We start from the raw sequence: 18,070 nt of genomic DNA on the forward strand, positions 1-18,070 counted from the left end.
ATGGGCTCTTCAAATACTAAAGATACATCGTAAATCGCAATCCAATTACTGTATTACTCCCTTTTTCTCCAGGAAAGGCTTTAATTTACCCAAAACATAATGACTGCCGCCTCTACCGTTCACTTGTTCAATGACTGCGGCTATTAGGAAGGATGGTGATTCGGTATCGAACACCACGACAAATCCGTTCTCCTGTCCTTTTTCACCCTTCTTGGCCTTCAGCTCGGCAGTCCCTGTCTTGGCCGCCAGTCCTTCAGGGAGTGAGTTCAAGGAATGAGCCGTTCCTCCCGATCGGGTCACAACCTCGCTCAATGCATCCTTCACCGTATTTGCCACTTCAGGCGTAATCACAACTTCCGGTTCGACGGTTTCCTTCTCCTCTATCAGTACGGGCTTCACCATTTTTCCTTCATTAATAAAAGGAGTGAAGGACGAAGCCAGATGGATCGGCGACATCAACATTTCTCCCTGTCCATAGGACGTGTCAGCGAGCAGCACCTCGGATGATAGATCGAGATGAGCCTCGTTTGCATACTGACTTGGTTTCAAATACAGTTCATCCAGTCCAAAGTTGTCTCCAAAACCGAACTTCTGGATGCCATCTATGAACTTAGCGCTGCCCATCTCTATGGCTTCCTTCGCAAAATAAATATTGTCCGAGTAGACCAGCGCATCAACCATGTTCACCGGGGATACACTTTTCACACGTTTCACATAGTAACCGCCCCAGCTCTCATCCTTGCGCCATTGCAGACCAGAGATATCATGCGATTTGTCGGCTGTGGTAACCTTCTCCATCAGACCTGCTGCTGCCGTAATGGCTTTAAAGGTTGAACCTGGTGCATAACGATTCGTAAACCTGTTGATAAAAGGTAGCTTCCCATCTGCTGAATAGGCATCCCACTCTGCCTGCGTCAGTCCTGTAACCATCTTGTTCGGATTATAGGCGGGCGCACTTGCCAGTGCCAGCAAATTACCATCCGTTGGGTTCATCAGCACCATTGCTCCGGCGTCACCGCCACTCGATAATGTCTTATACAACTTGCGCTGTTGCTCAGAGCTTATCGTCAGTTGAATATTCTCTCCATCCACTGCATCCTTGCGAATAAGCTCAGAGCGAGTGTTTCCAGATTCATCGGTGATCTCGATCAGGCCACCTCGTTCGCCGCGAAGCTGTTTCTCCAGGGATTGCTCCAGTCCGGCTTTGCCAATCCAATCTTCCGCACGATAATAGCCTTCCGTATCTTTCTCCAAATCTTCCTTGGTGGCCTTGCGCACATAACCGATTAGATGAGCAGCAGCCTCACCAAGAGGATAATATCGTATTTCCTTGGATTGAACTTGCACACCAGCCAGTGCTGTAGGCACCCGGGAGTCTTCGGTTGAAGCAATCGGGACAAAATATTCTGGCTTCACCCATTTCTGTGCAAGCGCGGTGTTAATCATAGCTTCTGTTACTTTGTAATGCTCCGCGATCCGGGCGATCATCGCCTCTGGATTCTCTCCCAACTTCTCAGGTATGATACCCCATTCATATATATTTCCTTTTGTTGCGAGGGGCAGCCCTTCACGATCAACAATGTCTCCACGTTCCGGGAAAAGGGTTCTCACCCGAACTTTGCTTCCCTTGACCATGTCAGTCAGAATCATGGATGGCTTCCAGTTGATCCGCCAGACTTTGCCACCCTCCTCAAGCTCTTCACGCACCAGTTTCAGTGTATGTGTCTCATCCACTTCCCCCAGGAAAGTCGTTAACTGCAGACTGTAGTCCACTTCATAGGCATCCGGGTTTTGGTTTTGGTTATTATTTTCTTTACCCTTGCCATCCGTTGTCTCTTCGATTACTTTCGGTTTCAATTCTGCTTTAATCGCAGAAACCTCCATACCCGAATAGATTGCGTTGTATTTTTCCACAAATTGCTCACGGTTCATACCGGATTCTTTCAATGAAGCAGGTGTCATCAAGGTATACAGTTGATCAAATTCTTTCTTTTGCAAATGCTCTATGTACTGATTAGCGGTTACCTCGGGCTTTACTTCCTCTGTTTTGCTATTCTGCATGTATAAGTACATTCCGATTCCACCGGCAAATAAGATGGGAAGCAGTCCATAAATAATTTTACGTTTCGATTTCATCATATCACCTCTAATATACACTATAGATTTCCAGCCTCAATTAAACAATGGAACAAATCTGACGAATTTATCATTAAAAATAGCCGAAAGCTCACATAATATGTTTAAATAAGGAGAGTGAGATTACAGTAAAGGAGCCCGATGATGGAAATCAGCTATTTTTTACTCCCCAAAGCCGAAGTGGCCTATATCAAGTCTTCCGCTTCCATGAAAGATGCGATCGAGCAGCTTGAATTGCAGCATTATACCGCCATTCCCGTGATTGACCAGGATGGAAAATATGTTGCCACCCTGTCCGAAGGCGATTTGTTATGGAAAATGCGGAGCACTCCTGGACTGACATTTGAGACGATGGATCAGGTCCAAGTGCATGAGATCGACAACCGTGTATATAATGAATGTGTCTTTATTAAGGCAGAAATGGAAGATATGCTGACGCTGGCAGCAGATCAAAACTTTGTGCCTGTGGTGGATGTGGACCGTGTCTTCCTCGGTATTATCCGTCGCAAGGATATTATTGAGTATTATACGCGCAACATCTCCGACTAAATTTGAAATGAATATATGCCTTTTGCTGATCACAATGGCAGAAGACTGAAACAGAAATGACGAGTCCTTGGGGCAATATCATTAAGTTACTTAACTTAATGACATTGCACATTGAGCTCGTCATTTTTGTGTTTTCAGATAACATCCGGCCTCTACTTTCATTTATGCGAAAAAACAAATAAACATATTGCGCAATTTTCGACAAATAACTACAATAATTATTATGATACGACAAAATTAACCATCAAAAATTGAACCTAAGGTTCTATATTTTTCGAGGTCCTATCTCTTTTTTCAGAATTTGTTCAGAATCATTTAGTACAATGATCACATTCTTTTTATTCCGATAGGCGGCACTACTCAGAAAAATCAGGAAGAGGTATTCACTTGAACTACTTAAGTACACGCAACAAGATACTTGTCACAGCTACTGTGATTATGTCTTGTATTTACGTCATTTGGCGTACATTTTTCACCATTCCTTTTGGACATGGCCCTCTCGCTGTAACCGCAGGTCTTGCCCTCCTCATTGTCGAACTTATAGGTATGTTCGAACTCGCCGTCCATTTTTACAATATGACCCGGCTCGAATATCCCGAACTTCCCGTTGTTGACGAAGCCTTATATCCGGATGTGGATGTATTTATCGCAACTTATAATGAACCCACTTCGCTTCTGTTCAAAACGATTAATGGCTGTCTGAACATGGATTATCCTGATCGCTCCAAAGTACATATCCATCTGTGTGATGACTCGAACCGTCCCGAGATGCGGGACCTGGCTGCGCACCTGGGTATTAACTACCTTACGCGAACAGAGCATGTACATGCCAAGGCGGGTAACCTGAACAATGCCATGAAGCATACGTCTTCCCCGCTAATCGTCACCTTTGATGCAGATATGATTCCAAAACATGATTTTCTGACGTCGTGCGTTCCCTATTTTCTGACCGGAGAAAAAATTGGTTTTGTGCAAACACCACAGAGTTTCTATAATCCGGATCAGTTCCAGTACAATCTGTACTCCGAGAACCGGATACCGAATGAACAGGATTATTTCTATCGGGACGTACAAGTAGGTCGCAACAAATCCAATTCCGTCATCTATGGCGGAACAAATACCGTACTCTCCAGACAGGCACTGGAAGACGTCGGCGGTTTCTATACCGGTTCCATTACAGAGGATTTCGCCACTGGTATTGAAATGCAAAGCAAAGGGTATCGTTGCTTCGCTACCAATAAAGTACTGGCCTCCGGACTTGCTCCCGGTGATCTGAAAAGTCTGATTAAACAGCGTCAGCGCTGGGCGCGCGGTTGTATTCAGACAGGTAAAAAAATGAACCTTCTCTTCAAAAAGGGACTTAGTTTTGCTCAAAAACTGAACTACATTTCTTCCATTACCTACTGGTACTCCGGGTTAAAACGACTGCTGTACATCATGTCACCCATACTGTTTGCCGTGTTCGGCGTTCTGGTTGTGAAATGTACCATTCTGGAGATTCTTGTGTTCTGGTTGCCGATGTATCTGTTGACCAACACCTGCCTGCGAATGTTATCCGGCAATATTCGGACCACCAAATGGACCAATGTATATGAGACCATTCTGTTCCCTTCCCTTCTGCCCGCCGTCATTCTGGAAACTCTGGGCATCACGAGGAACAAATTCGTCGTTACCCGCAAAGACGGTGCGCAAAATGATGATCGGAACTATCAGATTAAACAGATGATTCCTCATCTGATTCTGGCGGTACTATCCATTATCGGAATCGTTAATTGTATCCACTGGACATTTAGCCAAGGAACGATTGGTTTCCTCGTTGTGCTGTATTGGTTGTTGATCAATCTCTACAACATCATGATGTCGATCTTCTTCCTGGCTGGACGCAAAGTGTTCCGCAATCACGAGCGCTCAATGGCTGCCGTGGATTGCACGCTCACAACGGAAGGGGAGATCATCTCCTGCATCACCCATGATCTTTCGGAAGGCGGTATTTCCGTCATGCTGGATACACCGAAGTACATTCCAAGTGATATGGATATTGGCATTAAACTGGTAAATGACCGGTATTCAAGCGAGTTTACAGGCAAGGTGGCACATGTCGCTTCGATCGGAAACCGTTGGAAATATGCTTTTACCGTTAAGGATATCACGGAACAAGAGCAGCGCCAGCTGCTGCACATCATCTATGATCGCGAACCTACGCTGCCACAGAAGCTGGACAAGGATATCAGTACATTTGAAGACATTCGCCTGAATTTTGTACGTCGGGGTCAGAGTGAATTCATGTCCAACCGGAAGCTGGCACGAATTGCGCTAAATCGCGAATTGCCAACGGCAGATCATGGAATCGTGACATTGATGGATTTCAACTATGAATTCGTCCTGGTGGAGATGGAGCATCATGATTTGGCCAATGAGATCCAACTTTCGCTTAGCGAAGACATCTCACTGAAATGCATGTGGGTACAGTCCCTGCGTAACAAACGAGGCAATTTGTACCGTGTGACCAATATTCGTGATATTGCTCGCAACCATCAGATGCCAACCTTGGAAGCTCTGCTGAAACAGTGGAATAAGGAACATATTCAGTTGGGTAAAACAGGCCCTGCATCCCAGGGCAAGAACAACATCTCTCCAGACGAACTGAACGAGATGGCTTATTTATAGAGGGGAGGCAAGAAAGCATGATCAAGAAGTGGAAACAACTTACACTTGTTGCTAGTCTTGTTGTGTTATGGAACATGTATCCCATCCAGGCTGTTCAGGCAGAGCAGCTTAAGGTGAGTAGGAGTACACTCCATGAATGGAACAATGGAGCCAAGGTAGACGCCAGCGTTGATAAGCAAGGCAGTATTCAGATTAAGACCTCCACGCTGGGGCTCAAAAAAGGATACTATTCGGCCTACGTTTATGAGCTGCAGAATCGAGACTGGTCAGGCTATGGGGCTTTGACCTTCTCCATCCGCAATGAATCGGACCGAAGGTTGCCTCTTAATATCGTACTGACCCGAGCGGATAAAACCTCCCTTACTGTGTCTGATGATCGAAACGTCATCGTAGTCGAGAAATCAACCGGACACGCTGAACTGGTTCGTCCGTTATCTGGCCTGATTGCATTGGAACCGGGATTTGTCGGACAAATCCGCATCCCCTTTTCCAGCCTAATGGTCCAGGACAAGGCCAGCACGGCAGGTCAGGTGAACTTGGGTAAAGTCATTGGCTGGGGCATTACAACCACAACTCCCGAAAACGCCAAGCTGAGCTTCCGCATCGGCAACATCAAGCCATTGTCCAAGAAGCAAGCTGTGGTGGAGAACGGGCTCACCACCTTGCAAATGACTGGTGACGAACGTGTGGTGAAGCCTGTAGCCGGGGAATCCATTGCCCAATACGGTGTTGAATCCTCCTCAGAAGAAAAGCCCAATGTAAAATTCCAGCTCGACACCCCCGTGCAGGGAGTATCCATTACACCGGATGGACTGCTGACGCTGCATACCGATGTCGATGCTGAGCAGGCCACCATACGTGCACTTGTGAATGGCAAATGGAATCTGACAAAGACCGTCATGCTGGATCGCTCTTCAGCGATGAATGTTCAGGAGAAAGACGGGACGCCACGTTCTATTCCTGACCCATCTGAAATTACCAAGGTGCTCAGCCCTGCCGACCCACTGATGAAAACATCGGTGGGATGGTTTATTCGTCTCTTGTTAACAGCTGCCGGAATCCATGGACTCGTCCTCTACTGGATGTGGAGAAGACAACGGAATGCCCAGGGCGCCAGAAAGCGACGTTCCCGCAATGATCGACAAGCACGGCGACCTTTTCGCATGTAAACGAACCTTGCAGACCAACTCGCATCCTAAGATGCGGGTGTCTGTCTATTTTTAATTGAGCATGTTGCATCAATTGATACAACGTGCTCCCTTATATGATCCTCAAGGAGGAAAGGCAGTGCTCTTTTCCAGTGTAATCTTTCTATTTTATTTCCTGCCGCTTGTTCTGGGGCTGTATTACATACTGAGATTCTCGGTTACGGCCAAAAACATACTGCTGCTGGTTGCCAGCCTGCTCTTCTATGCATGGGGTGAACCGTGGTTTGTCCTCATCATGCTGGCCTCCATCTGTTTCAACTATATCTTCGCCCTGCTTGTGGACAAGTTCAGGGAACGAAGGAATGCCGCGTACACCATCATTACGTTGATGCTTATCGTCAATCTAGGTATGCTGTTCGTCTTTAAATACATGGCTTTTGCACTGCGTATTGTGAATGAGAATACAAGCTTTGGCCTAAATATCCCGAATATTGCGTTACCGCTAGGGATCTCGTTCTTCACCTTCCACGGAATTTCCTACGTCATCGACGTGTATCGCGGACATGGTGCCGTGCAAAAGAATCTCTTTTATGTGGCGCTATATATCTCCTTCTTCCCTCAGCTCGTTGCCGGACCGATTCTGCGCTATAACACGATTGCAGATCAGATGGTCAACCGTAAGGAGAGTTGGGACAAGTTCGCACTGGGCTGCTGCCGCTTCATTGTGGGCCTGGGTAAAAAAGTGCTTTTATCCAACAGCATGGCCATTGTCGCCGATCACATCTTTAGCATGGGGGGCACCTCGGATATTCCAGCAAGTCTGGCATGGCTGGGAGCCATCGCCTATACGTTGCAGATTTATTTTGATTTCTCAGGATACTCCGATATGGCGATTGGCCTCGCCCTCATGTTCGGGTTCAAGTTCGAAGAGAACTTCAGATATCCGTATATCTCCCGGTCCATCACTGAATTTTGGCGCCGCTGGCATATCTCGCTGGGCACCTGGTTCAAGGAATATGTCTATTTCCCACTCGGGGGATCACGTGTCACTAACAAGGATAAAATGATTCGCAATCTGCTCATCGTCTGGGGATTGACTGGCGTGTGGCATGGTGCGGAGTGGACATTTGTAGTCTGGGGATTGATTAACTTCGCATTCATTGCGCTGGAAAAAATCTCTAACTTTGATAAAGGTACCCGCTTCAACCCGCTGCGGCATCTCTATGCCATGTTTATTGTGGTCATCGGGTGGGTGATCTTCCGTTCACCGGATCTGCTGCAAGCTGGCAACTATCTGGGCAACATGTTCGGACTGTACGGCAATGGATTCTGGAGTGATACAACCTGGATGTTCCTGAAAGAGTACGCACTCTTCTTCATCCTCGGTATTCTGTTCTGCATGCCGATTGCCCCGCGAATGAACAAACTGATGGTGGACGGCGCCCGTTTCAGCAAACCATTGGAACTGGTGTACCCGGTCACAATCATCGTTTTATTCCTGGTCTGTGTATCGTATCTGGTCAAAGGTACATACAATCCGTTTATTTATTTCAATTTCTGAGAGAAGGCACAACCATGCACAACTTTTTTGCCAAAAAGAGAATCACGGCTTTCCTCTTCATTCTCGTGCTCGTGACATTCTCTGTTCTGAACATTATTCAATCCTTCGGGCCGATCCAAAAGACGCTGGCTTCAACGGACTTCCATTTTTCTGAAGCCAAAGAACTGATTCACGAACTGGATAACGACATTAATGAATATGTCTTTGATAAGTTCGGCTTCGTGGAAGCGTACGGATATATGCAGTCACTCATGTGGAAGAACGAGGAGAACAACTTCGAAGTCGTAAAAGACATGGAAGGCAAGCTGCACTATACCTACTTCGCTACAGGGCCAACGGATACGAAAGATCTGTCGGATCGGGTTGCAGCGCTGGGAGCACATTTGGACCCCAAAACTAAACTGACCTATGTGATGACACCAGACAAATACGTACGTGGGTATACCCAGTTCCCGGAAGGCATTCCTTACAATTATAACAACGAAACAGCCGACGGCTTTCTGACCAATCTTAAGCAGGATGGCATCGATACGGTGGATCTGCGCGAAGGTCTGTTGGAGAGTGGTATTCCGGCAAAGGATCTCTTTTTCACCACAGATCACCACTGGAAAATCAAGACCGCGTTCTGGGCCTTTGGCCAGCTGGTGAATCATCTGGACGGCATGTACGACAAGCCGCTGGACCCGGATCATTATTTCACGGACTTAAATAACTATAATGTGGTGCCGTATCAGGATATTTTCATTGGATCACAGGGTCGAAAAGCCGGGAAATACTTTGCTGGTGACGATGACTTTGACCTGATTTACCCGAAGTTCAAAACCGACTATTCGTTCTATTTCAAAACCGGCGAGACGGAAGCCACACTGAACGGCCGCTTTGAGGATGCGCTGCTTACAACCTATCCGCTGAATGTGCAAGGAGCTACCTATGATCTAACCGCTGACAAGTACTTTACGTACCTGTACGGAAATCAGGGAATCGTTCATGTGGTGAATAAAGACAAACCGAACGGACTCAAGGTACTGTTCATCAAGGACTCTCTCGCAGTGCCGATGATCTCCTTCCTGTCGACCGTCGTGTCCGAGATTTACCTGATTGATCCACGGTATTATACGGGGGACATCGTGGATTTCGCTAGCAAAACCGACCTGGATCACGTCTTTATATCCATATCGCCGCAGGATCTCGTAGATGAATTTTTCCCTTACGGATCGAAAGATTAACTCGGTGAAGAATCATTCATCTATATAAATTCGTAAGAAGGGTACCCCACAGCCAATGAGCTGGCAGACAGGGTACCCTTTTTTAATCCAATAGAATCAGTTTCGTTCACGCTTCGCCTTCTGTTCCTTATAATATTGCAAGACATCACGCGGGCTTCCTTGAAATGCTCTTTCCTTGCCATATGCATACGCCAGGTCCAAATTAGCAAAAGCTTCATCATGCTGCTCTAGCTTCATGCAGACTATACCCAGCTCAATCCACGGCCCGGTATTAATATCCGAACTTCGTGTTTGCAGTGCTATTTCTGCCCAAGGCTTCGCCAGCGCGTACTGCTTCATGTCCATATGTGCATTCACGTGACAGGAAGCGATCCAGCTTGCCATTTCCCAGTCGGTCTTCGGCTCGGGCAGCATCCCCCAAGCCTGATCATAATAGATCAGGGCTTGCTCATGCTGCTGCGTTTCATCCAGAACATTGCCTGCTTCTACCGTTTCAATAATTTGTCTCTCCAGTTCGGGATGCTCCGGTGTCAAATCTTTCACTCCGTAACCTCCTCCTCCAGTTCGAAATACCATTCCAGAAAGTTATTGAAGTTCGCCCACTGCGGTGTGCTTTCACCGCTCAGGAAACGTTCGATCGATTCACCAAGCTCCACCAGAGCCACATCTCCCGTTTGGCGGTTATAAAAGAATCCACCCTCGCCCTCAAAGCTGTCCAGCGGGATGTAGGCTTCTGGCAATCCCAACGTAAGTTGAGCCACCGTCATGTCCTCCAGATATACGGTGTTTTCCATAACCCAGCAGATCTGATAGATTTCCTGATGTCTGCTGTAAAAGGTCGGACCATCATCAGCATGCAAATAAAAATGTGCAAAATCAGATGCAAGATCAATACCCAGTTTACGTAAAGCTTCTTCGTACTCTGCTGGCACATCTTCATGCCACCAGCCCTGATTTTGACAATAATCAATCACTTTATTGGATAACATATTAAGCCTCCTAATGAATCGAACATGATGTAGCCATGATGAGTAAACCCTCTGGTACAATATAAATTGAACTAAAAATTATTTACACGTGGCACTCCGATGACAGAACAACCTTCCGATCGCTGTTATCCCCAGATTTTTGGGATTCCCTTTTTAAAGGGGAAAATCCGGGGATAAAGGCGAAGCGTATGCTTCCGATGCAGCTTTCTTTCAGAATGCTTTTAGCTCCGCTTCTTCAGGTTATTTCTGTCCTCTCCGTTATCGTGAAAAAGTTTAGTTCAATTGATATAGTTGATCTTTACCTATATAACGATATAACCTAGCCTGTTATGCGTTAAATCACGATAACGGTTTAACAGGTATCCATACTTGAGGAGGAAGACCCTGACCAGGGTAAACCTCAAGTTCCGGAATTCCTGCGTGCTTGTAAGGAGTGGCTCCGAACCATTCGCTCATAATATACTTCCACAACCGCTGTATCGCTTCTGGCGCCAATTCATCGGCTTCAAATACCATCCAGTGGGACGCGGGAATCTCTATTGAGAACAAACCCTCAGGCACTTCCCCGGAGTGTGAAGTTGCGATCCAATATTCCATTTGACCTCTGTGTAATTCACTCTGATCTATACAAATGCCAACCAAACCGGAGACGGCCCCGTTATTAAACTCGTTTAAACGATCTTCTATTCCGTCCGCCAAAGCTTCCTGCCACATCTTTGGAATCTCTCTCAAATTCTCGCCATCCACACAAGAAAACGTTCTTTTAATGCCTACGAAAGTTAGGGACTGCTGTTCAATCAAGTTATCTTTCACATTCATGGGATCGGCTCCTTTCAGAATGAACGAATTATTAGTATCTAACCGAAACGTGCCTACGCACGCGCATTCCGCAGGAGTTCCTGAAGTGATTGTTGCATAAACAATATATCCCCACGGATTTTACTATAAATACTGTATCAAAAGAGCAAGACGATTGGAAATAGCTTCATTCATATCCAGCCTTAATTTCCTAATTCTGGAGCAACTTTACCTTCATTTTTTCGTCTAATGATTAACTAACGACGAAGGAGATGACTATGCGAATAAGTTGCAGTCCCGGTTTCCCCGGGAGCATGATTGGGTCAATTGACCTTCAGCCTACCAAGTTTAATACGGGTGTTTCCAGCAACAGCGAGATCACTCATCACATTAACACTGAACTCATTGCCATTCCCTATATAGAAGATCCCGAATTCGGATCATACATTGATGCGATGAAGATGATGAAGGGAACGTACAAGGAAGAGTTCCACGTAAGCTATGATGTGGAATTTACGATTGATGTGGATAACAAGGGGTATATGTGCGAACCCAATTTCGATCTTAGTATTGAACCATAACTCCTACATCATTTGAATACAACAAGAGCACAAAGCGTTCCTGACTTACTTCGGATCACCTGTGCTCTTTTTGAATATAGGTTCTGTTTACCAAAAAATCATATTTCAGGGGTGATCACATGGATTTTCGAGAAGAAACACCTGAAGAAAAAAGAGAACGTCTAAGACAAGAAGAATTAAAGGGAAACCCCATGGGTACGTTGGGTGATGGCGTAAATCGTGCTCAATTTGGAAGCTTCGCAGATTTAGTTGGAGGTTTGGGATTGAAAGGCACTGGAATCCTCATTATATTATTGGTACTAGGATATGTAATTTATAAATTAGTATCCTAAATAAGGATTGGGGTAACTATGCATTCTTCGCTATGTGAATAAATAAGCGTACTCAAAGCTTTCCATTGAATACGCTTATTCGTTTGCAGAAAATACTCAACCATTTAAGCACTCAAGTCTTTCTTTTCTCCCTTTGCCACCAGCTTCTTGTGCTCCCACTTCTCAATCCAACCCCCAACCCGGATGAAAAAGAAAGCTACCGCCATCGAAAAGGTCACAATTCCGTAGAAACCGGCTCCCGTACCAATACCGACCCCACCTGCAAATAGGATCATCGCTGCCGATGTCAAACCTTTCACTTCAAATCCGGCCTTCATAATGAGTCCTGCTCCGAGAAAACCAAGGCCCGAGACGATTTGAGCCGCCAGACGCATCGGGTCCATCATCGTTCGGTTATGCAGCTGTCCGTACACTTCAACACTCTCAATGGATACGATTGTAATGAGTGCAGAAGCGACCGTGACAAATGTATACGTCTTTACGCCAGCCGGTTTGTTCTTATGGGTCCGATCGAATCCGATTAACAGCCCGAGCACAGCACTGATCAGAATTCGGACATAATATTCAAAAGGTACAGAGTTGCCCATCCAGGATGTAAACGTTATCATATTTAACCTCACAACATCCGAAACTCATTCTTGCTAATTCTTGATCGAGGAACAAGAGTTTCTTTCTATTATTTTGCTAGGCACGATCCTGTTATTCTCGTACGATCCCTCCAAAATACCCAGCTTATGCATAAGCAGCCTTACCGACTGAACACCCAGCTCCGATGGTTGCAAATCCATTCCCGTCAACGAAGGTCTTACCTGATGCATCATGGACTGATCACCGCAGATTACAAACAATGAGATATCTTCCGGCACACGAAGACCCGCATCGTTAATGGCATTAAGAGCGCTAAATGCAGTACGGTCGTCATCTGCAATAATGGCCGTAACCCTGCCCATGGGGTTCTTCACATTATGAAGTGTCTCATCATAGCCGTATTTAATATACTTGTCTGAATGAATACCTGGTTTGTAATGGATCATTCCGGGCTGGATCGTCACACCATGCTCCTGCAGTACCCGGACGAACTCTTCCGACCGCTCAATGGAAACAGTCATCTGCTCCCCGGCGTTCAGAAACATGATGTTCCGATGCCCCAGTCCAAGCAAATAATCGCAAATATCGCGCATGACCTGTTTATTATCATTATTGACGGTAGATACACCCTGAAGTCCCTTGTTAATGATTTTACCGATCGTGACGAACGGAATGTCATGCTGATACAGCAGATTGATCCGGTCATCCTCTTCTGTTGGTCCCAGCACAATGGCACCGTCAATAGGATAACTCGCAAGTGAAGGTGTCTTCACCTCTTCGGCAGCAATCATGTCCAGAAGCACCCGATATCCGTAATTGGAAGCTTCCAGAATGACACCATTGATAAACTGATTATGGAACACGCTGAAAAAGAATTTTCCGTGCGGAATCGTAAGCCCGATCGCCATTGTTTTCTTGGTGACCAAGCTTCTTGCAATATGATTCGGCACGTAATTCAATTCCTTCGAAATTTGCAGTACTTTCTCGGTTACCTTTTTGCTCGTTGGCCTTTTCTGGCTGAATACGTTGGATACCGTTCCCTTGGATACACCCGCCAGACGGGCTACATCATCAATCTTTGCCATTAGGAACAACCTCTCCTCAACACTAGTTCGATTTCGTCCTCGCGAGTTCAAAGATGACTGATGGTACCGTCAGGTTCATGTCGATGGTTAAGATGTCCTGGATTGCATCTCATCCTCAGTCTCGATTGGAACGCCGCGAAGCTGAAGCTGCTCTGCATAATGACAGGCAGCAAAATGATTATATCCTACTTCACGGAGTTCAGGAACGTGCTGGATGCATTTATCCGTCTTATACGAGCATCGGGGATGAAAATGACAGCCGCTTGGCGGATTGGCTGGATTCGGTACTTCCCCCTCCAGTATAATTCGTTCTTTTTTAAAATCCGGATTCGGTTGGGGCACGGCTGACATTAGCGCCTCGGTATAGGGATGCTGAGGATTCGAGAACAATGATTCCGTTGTTGCCAGTTCAACAATTCTGCCCAGATGCATAACCGCTACTCGGTCGGAAATGTTCTGTACGATGGAAAGATCATGCGAGATGAAGATATACGTGATCTTGAATTGCTCCTGCAAATCTTTGAGCAGATTGATAATCTGAGCCTGAATCGATACATCCAGCGCAGAGACCGCTTCATCACAGACAATCAGTCTGGGTTGTGTAATCAGCGCACGTGCAATGGCTATCCGCTGCCGCTGTCCCCCCGAAAATGCATGTGGGTAACGTTTCAGATAACTCACATTCAGACCTGTTTTCTCGGCAATTTCCATCACCTTCGTCTCCACTTCAGCCCTGCTCAGCTTAAAGTTCGCAATCAGCGGTTCGGCGATAATATCGAATACGCTCATCCGGGGGCTCAGTGAGGAATACGGATCTTGAAAAATCATCTGGATATCCTTGCGATATGCTTTGATCTCTTTGCCCTTCAAGTTTAGGTAATTCACTTCTTTTCCATCTTCCGCATGATAGACTACACTGCCTGAAGAAGCATCCACACCTCTGACGATGCAGCGTCCGAGCGTCGTTTTTCCACATCCGGATTCCCCGACAATACTGAGCGTCTCCCCTTCAAGGAGTTCAAATGAAATTTCGTTCAGAATATGAATGGGTTTTGGCTTTTTGAACAGGGCTTTTTTGGATTTGACCTGAAAGCTTTTGTTCAGGTTGAGGACTTCAAGAATGGGTTTGATCATTATGCTTCTCCTTCTCTCTGGTCCGCGTACAAGAAACATCTGACCATATGCTGGTCGGAAATCGCGGTTTTCGGTACAGCTTGTTGATTACATACACCTTCAATCCTGTCCTTGCAGCGATCATAGAATCCGCACATCGGAGGCATGTTGATCGGCATCGGAACGGAACCTTCAATGGAATCCAGCCGTTTGCTTTTGTTTCCTCCCAGTCTGGGCATCGATTTAAGTAACCCTTTCGTGTAGGGATGCTTCGGATTGTTGAAGATTTCTCTCATTGGGGCCTGCTCAACTATTCTCCCGAGATACATCACCGCAACCTCATCACACATCTCGGCGATAATACCCAGATCATGGGTCACCAGCAGAATGGCCATGCCAAATTCCGCCTGCAGACTTTTCATAAGTTCCAATACCTGAGCCTGAATGGTCACATCGAGCGCCGTCGTGGGCTCATCCGCAATCAGAATTTCGGGGTTACAGGACAATGCCATGGAGATCATCGCCCGCTGACGCATACCTCCCGAGAATTCATGCGGATATTGATCGAAACGCTTGGCCTGATCGGAAATCCCGACTTTGCTTAGCATCTCTAACGCGATTTTTTTGGCCTCTTTCTTATTCCTCGTCTGATGAATTCGAATCGCTTCCATGATTTGATTCCCGATGGTATACATCGGAGAGAAGGCCGTCATCGGCTCCTGAAAGATCATCGAGATTTTGCGGCCACGTATGGAGCGGATCTGCTTGCCTGTCGGCTTAAGAGACAAAAGGTTCAAACCTTGGAGAGTCGATTCCGAGTCGGAATTGTAAGTGATTGTTCCACTCGTTTCACATTCCTTGGGATTGATGCTGATGATCGATCGACTTGTCAGGCTTTTACCGCAGCCCGATTCCCCCACAAGCCCAAGGGTTTTGCCTTTGTATATATTGAAGTCGACTCCATCCACGGCATTCATGACGCCATTTTCCATCTGAATCCGAATCTTCAGGTCTTGAACGGACAGTAAAGGTTGCTCCTTATCAACAGCTTGAGTTGCCATGCGATCCCCTCGCTTGCCTAGTATTTGGACAATTATTTTTTGTACGGATCAGCCGCGTCGCGCAAGCCATCGCCGATGAAGTTATAGGTCAATACAGTCAGAATGACAAAAGCGAGCGGAATGAGCTTCCAAGGATAAAGGGCCACATTTTCAATTTTTTGCGCCTCCTGAAGCAGCACACCCCAACTGGTTGCCGGCGAACGTACGCCAAGACCGAGAAAGCTCATAGCTGTCTCACCCAGAATCATGCTCGGAATCGCCAGGGTTGTCGCCACGACTAAATAACTCATGAATCCTGGCAGCAGGTGTTTAACGATAATCTTTGCGTCTCCTACACCAGCGATCTTTGCAGCGATTACATAATCTTCATTCTTCAACGAAATGAACTTGCCTCTGACCACCCGTGCCAGATCCGTCCAGCCAATAAAAGCGAAGATGATCACGATGTATAAATACATGGTCACGACCGGTATACGTGGCGGAATTGCAGCGGATAGTGCCATCCACAACGGCAGCGTCGGAAAGGAACGGATGATTTCGATGATGCGCTGTATCATGGAATCAATCCAGCCACCAAAATAACCGGAAATGCCTCCAATAATCAAACCCAGAATAAAGCTAATGCCTACGCCGACCAGCGGAATGCTCAGTGATATTTGACTGCCCAGCACGATCCGGGAGAACAGGTCACGCCCCATACCGTCCGTACCCAGCAGGAATATCCGCCCTGGCTCATCTACAGCGAACAAATGCGTCGACATGGGGATCAGACCAAGAAACTTATATTCTTCTCCCTTCACAAAGAACTTGAAGAAATGCTTTTTTTCGGTATCCGGGACAAACATTTTACGCAATGTTTCGGGGTCACGCTCGCTCTTCAATTCATATACAAACGGCTTGATGTGAAACTTGCCGTCCGCATCAACGAATCGAAGTCCCATTGGTGGAGCATTCACGTATTTGCTGTCATAGCTTTGCAGCCCATACGGCGCGATAAACTGTGCGAACAGTGCGATGATGTAAAATGCGCCCAGAATGTACATGCTGATCCGGGCCAACTTATGTTTCTTGAATTTCTGATATATCAGCCGCCACTGCGAGCTGTATACAGTATCTTTGGGTGCTGCTGTAACTGGGACTGCCGGCCTTTGACCTTTAAATAACGGTAGTGGTCTCATCATTAGGATCCTCTGAACTCTGTACGTATTTTGGGATCAAGCCAAGCCAGCAAAATATCGGAAATCAGTGTTCCGAGAACCGTCAGCAAAGCCATGATCAATAAAAAGGTTCCAGCAAGATACATGTCCTGACCGAGCAATGCATTATGCATAACTGGCCCTTGAATCGGCAGGTTCAATACGATTGCTGTAATGGTAGCGCCGGTAAAGATGGAGGACAGTGACCAGCCAAAGGTACTCACAATAGGATTCAAGGCTGCACGTGTCGGATACTTGAACAGGATTTGCATCTCTGATAAGCCCTTGGCACGGGCTGTAATGACATTCGGTTTGTTCAACTCATCGAGCATTTGTCCGCGCATGATCCGAATCAGATCCGCAGTACCCGAAAGTCCGATAACAATAACCGGAATCACCATATGCTGCATTAAGTCTTTTACCTTGTCCATGGACCACGGCGCATTCACGTATTCGTTGGAGAATAAGCCGAGCAATGGATTACCGAACCACTTATAGGAAAAGAACATGAGAATAATGGCTAACAAAAAGTTGGGCGTTGCCATTCCGATAAAGCTCAGACCGGAGAAGAAATAATCGCCCGCAGAATACTGCTTTACTGCCGTGTAGATCCCAACCGGAATCGCGATTATATAATGGAAGGCCATTGTCACCAGCGAGACGACCAGAGTCAATCCCATATACTGCTGGATCACCGCCATCACCGGTTTGTTATAGTTGAACGAGAAACCAAAGTCGCCATGCAGAATGATTTTCTTTACCCAAACGAAGTATTGTTCATAGATTGGCCGGTCGAGCCCCAGATTCGCCCGCATGTCATCCATCTCAGCCTGGGTCATGATATCGCCGGAAGCGGACATCTTGGCCGAGTATGAGGATACGTAATCGCCAGGTGGCAATTGAATAATGTAGAAGACGATAAAGGAGATCACAACAACAACAGGAATGGCCAACAGGATTCGTTTTAAAATGTATTCAAACATCTATTCCTCTCCTCTGCACCGCGTGAATGATACAAAAGGAAACAATAGCAAGGATAA

17 protein-coding genes are annotated in these 18,070 nt (G+C 46.3%); 7 read left to right on the forward strand and 10 right to left on the reverse strand.

What is annotated here, in order from left to right; all coding sequences use genetic code 11:
* Positions 1 to 45 precede the first annotated feature (45 nt).
* On the reverse strand, positions 46 to 2,139 hold the full coding sequence (locus tag ACR1R9_RS23040; RefSeq protein ID WP_433922593.1) for a penicillin-binding transpeptidase domain-containing protein: 2,094 nt from the start codon (positions 2,137 to 2,139) through the stop codon (positions 46 to 48).
* A gap of 141 nt (positions 2,140 to 2,280) precedes the next feature.
* Here ACR1R9_RS23040 and ACR1R9_RS23045 point away from each other — a divergent pair, with 141 nt between their 5' ends.
* From ACR1R9_RS23045 to ACR1R9_RS23065, 5 genes are all read left to right on the forward strand, one after another.
* Entirely contained in the window at positions 2,281 to 2,685 is a 405-nt protein-coding gene (locus tag ACR1R9_RS23045; RefSeq protein ID WP_024631266.1) for a CBS domain-containing protein, read from the forward strand.
* A gap of 387 nt (positions 2,686 to 3,072) precedes the next feature.
* Complete coding sequence (locus ACR1R9_RS23050) at positions 3,073 to 5,352, forward strand: glycosyltransferase (protein WP_433948878.1); 2,280 nt, start codon at positions 3,073 to 3,075, stop codon at positions 5,350 to 5,352.
* A gap of 17 nt (positions 5,353 to 5,369) precedes the next feature.
* Complete coding sequence (locus tag ACR1R9_RS23055; protein WP_433922590.1) at positions 5,370 to 6,521, forward strand: hypothetical protein; 1,152 nt, start codon at positions 5,370 to 5,372, stop codon at positions 6,519 to 6,521.
* Between the two features lie 118 nt (positions 6,522 to 6,639).
* Positions 6,640 to 8,061 (forward strand): MBOAT family O-acyltransferase, encoded by a 1,422-nt coding sequence (locus tag ACR1R9_RS23060; RefSeq protein ID WP_433922589.1) that lies wholly within the window; start codon positions 6,640 to 6,642, stop codon positions 8,059 to 8,061.
* 14 nt (positions 8,062 to 8,075) lie between these two features.
* Entirely contained in the window at positions 8,076 to 9,287 is a 1,212-nt protein-coding gene (locus tag ACR1R9_RS23065; protein ID WP_433922588.1) for an alginate O-acetyltransferase AlgX-related protein, read from the forward strand.
* Between the two features lie 96 nt (positions 9,288 to 9,383).
* Here the strand turns inward: ACR1R9_RS23065 and ACR1R9_RS23070 are convergent, their stop codons facing one another.
* The 3 genes from ACR1R9_RS23070 to ACR1R9_RS23080 all read right to left on the reverse strand — a co-directional run bounded on the left by ACR1R9_RS23070 (position 9,384) and on the right by ACR1R9_RS23080 (position 11,095).
* Positions 9,384 to 9,830, reverse strand: a complete 447-nt coding sequence (locus tag ACR1R9_RS23070; RefSeq protein WP_175380996.1) for a hypothetical protein — start codon at positions 9,828 to 9,830, stop codon at positions 9,384 to 9,386.
* On the reverse strand, positions 9,827 to 10,276 hold the full coding sequence (locus tag ACR1R9_RS23075; protein ID WP_076291666.1) for a hypothetical protein: 450 nt from the start codon (positions 10,274 to 10,276) through the stop codon (positions 9,827 to 9,829). Before ACR1R9_RS23075 ends, ACR1R9_RS23070 begins: the two co-directional genes overlap by 4 nt.
* Positions 10,277 to 10,615: 339 nt before the next feature.
* Positions 10,616 to 11,095 (reverse strand): GyrI-like domain-containing protein, encoded by a 480-nt coding sequence (locus tag ACR1R9_RS23080; protein WP_433922587.1) that lies wholly within the window; start codon positions 11,093 to 11,095, stop codon positions 10,616 to 10,618.
* Positions 11,096 to 11,388: 293 nt separating this feature from the next.
* Here ACR1R9_RS23080 and ACR1R9_RS23085 point away from each other — a divergent pair, with 293 nt between their 5' ends.
* Positions 11,389 to 11,655, forward strand: coding sequence for a hypothetical protein (locus tag ACR1R9_RS23085; protein WP_433922586.1), 267 nt, complete (start codon positions 11,389 to 11,391; stop codon positions 11,653 to 11,655).
* 119 nt (positions 11,656 to 11,774) lie between these two features.
* Positions 11,775 to 11,987, forward strand: a complete 213-nt coding sequence (locus ACR1R9_RS23090) for a DUF6366 family protein (RefSeq protein WP_433922585.1) — start codon at positions 11,775 to 11,777, stop codon at positions 11,985 to 11,987.
* Between the two features lie 104 nt (positions 11,988 to 12,091).
* Here ACR1R9_RS23090 and ACR1R9_RS23095 read toward each other — a convergent pair whose 3' ends face one another.
* The 6 genes from ACR1R9_RS23095 to ACR1R9_RS23120 form a co-directional block, all read right to left on the reverse strand.
* On the reverse strand, positions 12,092 to 12,595 hold the full coding sequence (locus ACR1R9_RS23095; protein ID WP_083679106.1) for an MgtC/SapB family protein: 504 nt from the start codon (positions 12,593 to 12,595) through the stop codon (positions 12,092 to 12,094).
* Positions 12,596 to 12,628: 33 nt separating this feature from the next.
* On the reverse strand, positions 12,629 to 13,660 hold the full coding sequence (locus ACR1R9_RS23100; protein WP_099859024.1) for a LacI family DNA-binding transcriptional regulator: 1,032 nt from the start codon (positions 13,658 to 13,660) through the stop codon (positions 12,629 to 12,631).
* An 87-nt stretch (positions 13,661 to 13,747) separates the two neighbouring features.
* Entirely contained in the window at positions 13,748 to 14,794 is a 1,047-nt protein-coding gene (locus ACR1R9_RS23105; RefSeq protein ID WP_433922584.1) for an ABC transporter ATP-binding protein, read from the reverse strand.
* Entirely contained in the window at positions 14,794 to 15,834 is a 1,041-nt protein-coding gene (locus ACR1R9_RS23110; protein WP_433922583.1) for an ABC transporter ATP-binding protein, read from the reverse strand. Before ACR1R9_RS23110 ends, ACR1R9_RS23105 begins: the two co-directional genes overlap by 1 nt.
* 32 nt (positions 15,835 to 15,866) lie before the next feature.
* On the reverse strand, positions 15,867 to 17,015 hold the full coding sequence (locus ACR1R9_RS23115; protein WP_240343068.1) for an ABC transporter permease: 1,149 nt from the start codon (positions 17,013 to 17,015) through the stop codon (positions 15,867 to 15,869).
* Positions 17,015 to 18,013 carry an ABC transporter permease gene (locus tag ACR1R9_RS23120; protein ID WP_024631276.1) on the reverse strand — a complete coding sequence of 333 codons (999 nt, stop codon included), beginning with the start codon at positions 18,011 to 18,013 and terminating at the stop codon, positions 17,015 to 17,017. The genes ACR1R9_RS23115 and ACR1R9_RS23120 overlap by 1 nt, the downstream gene beginning before the upstream one ends.
* Positions 18,014 to 18,070 lie beyond the last annotated feature (57 nt).

The sequence above is a fragment of the Paenibacillus taichungensis genome (genome assembly GCF_050994985.1).
GTDB lineage: Bacteria > Bacillota > Bacilli > Paenibacillales > Paenibacillaceae > Paenibacillus > Paenibacillus taichungensis.

Excerpts from the sequence above, each read along its gene's own strand:
- ACR1R9_RS23085 (WP_433922586.1), top strand. The coding sequence starts at position 11,389 with ATGATTGGGTCAATTGACCTTCAGCCTACCAAGTTTAATACGGGTGTT.
- ACR1R9_RS23065 (WP_433922588.1), top strand. The coding sequence starts at position 8,076 with ATGCACAACTTTTTTGCCAAAAAGAGAATCACGGCTTTCCTCTTCATT.
- ACR1R9_RS23075 (WP_076291666.1), bottom strand. The coding sequence starts at position 10,276 with ATGTTATCCAATAAAGTGATTGATTATTGTCAAAATCAGGGCTGGTGG.
- ACR1R9_RS23090 (WP_433922585.1), top strand. The coding sequence starts at position 11,775 with ATGGATTTTCGAGAAGAAACACCTGAAGAAAAAAGAGAACGTCTAAGA.
- ACR1R9_RS23120 (WP_024631276.1), bottom strand. The coding sequence starts at position 18,013 with ATGTTTGAATACATTTTAAAACGAATCCTGTTGGCCATTCCTGTTGTT.
- ACR1R9_RS23115 (WP_240343068.1), bottom strand. The coding sequence starts at position 17,015 with ATGATGAGACCACTACCGTTATTTAAAGGTCAAAGGCCGGCAGTCCCA.
- ACR1R9_RS23045 (WP_024631266.1), top strand. The coding sequence starts at position 2,281 with ATGGAAATCAGCTATTTTTTACTCCCCAAAGCCGAAGTGGCCTATATC.
- ACR1R9_RS23080 (WP_433922587.1), bottom strand. The coding sequence starts at position 11,095 with ATGAATGTGAAAGATAACTTGATTGAACAGCAGTCCCTAACTTTCGTA.
- ACR1R9_RS23100 (WP_099859024.1), bottom strand. The coding sequence starts at position 13,660 with ATGGCAAAGATTGATGATGTAGCCCGTCTGGCGGGTGTATCCAAGGGA.
- ACR1R9_RS23110 (WP_433922583.1), bottom strand. The coding sequence starts at position 15,834 with ATGGCAACTCAAGCTGTTGATAAGGAGCAACCTTTACTGTCCGTTCAA.
- ACR1R9_RS23105 (WP_433922584.1), bottom strand. The coding sequence starts at position 14,794 with ATGATCAAACCCATTCTTGAAGTCCTCAACCTGAACAAAAGCTTTCAG.
- ACR1R9_RS23040 (WP_433922593.1), bottom strand. The coding sequence starts at position 2,139 with ATGATGAAATCGAAACGTAAAATTATTTATGGACTGCTTCCCATCTTA.
- ACR1R9_RS23055 (WP_433922590.1), top strand. The coding sequence starts at position 5,370 with ATGATCAAGAAGTGGAAACAACTTACACTTGTTGCTAGTCTTGTTGTG.
- ACR1R9_RS23095 (WP_083679106.1), bottom strand. The coding sequence starts at position 12,595 with ATGATAACGTTTACATCCTGGATGGGCAACTCTGTACCTTTTGAATAT.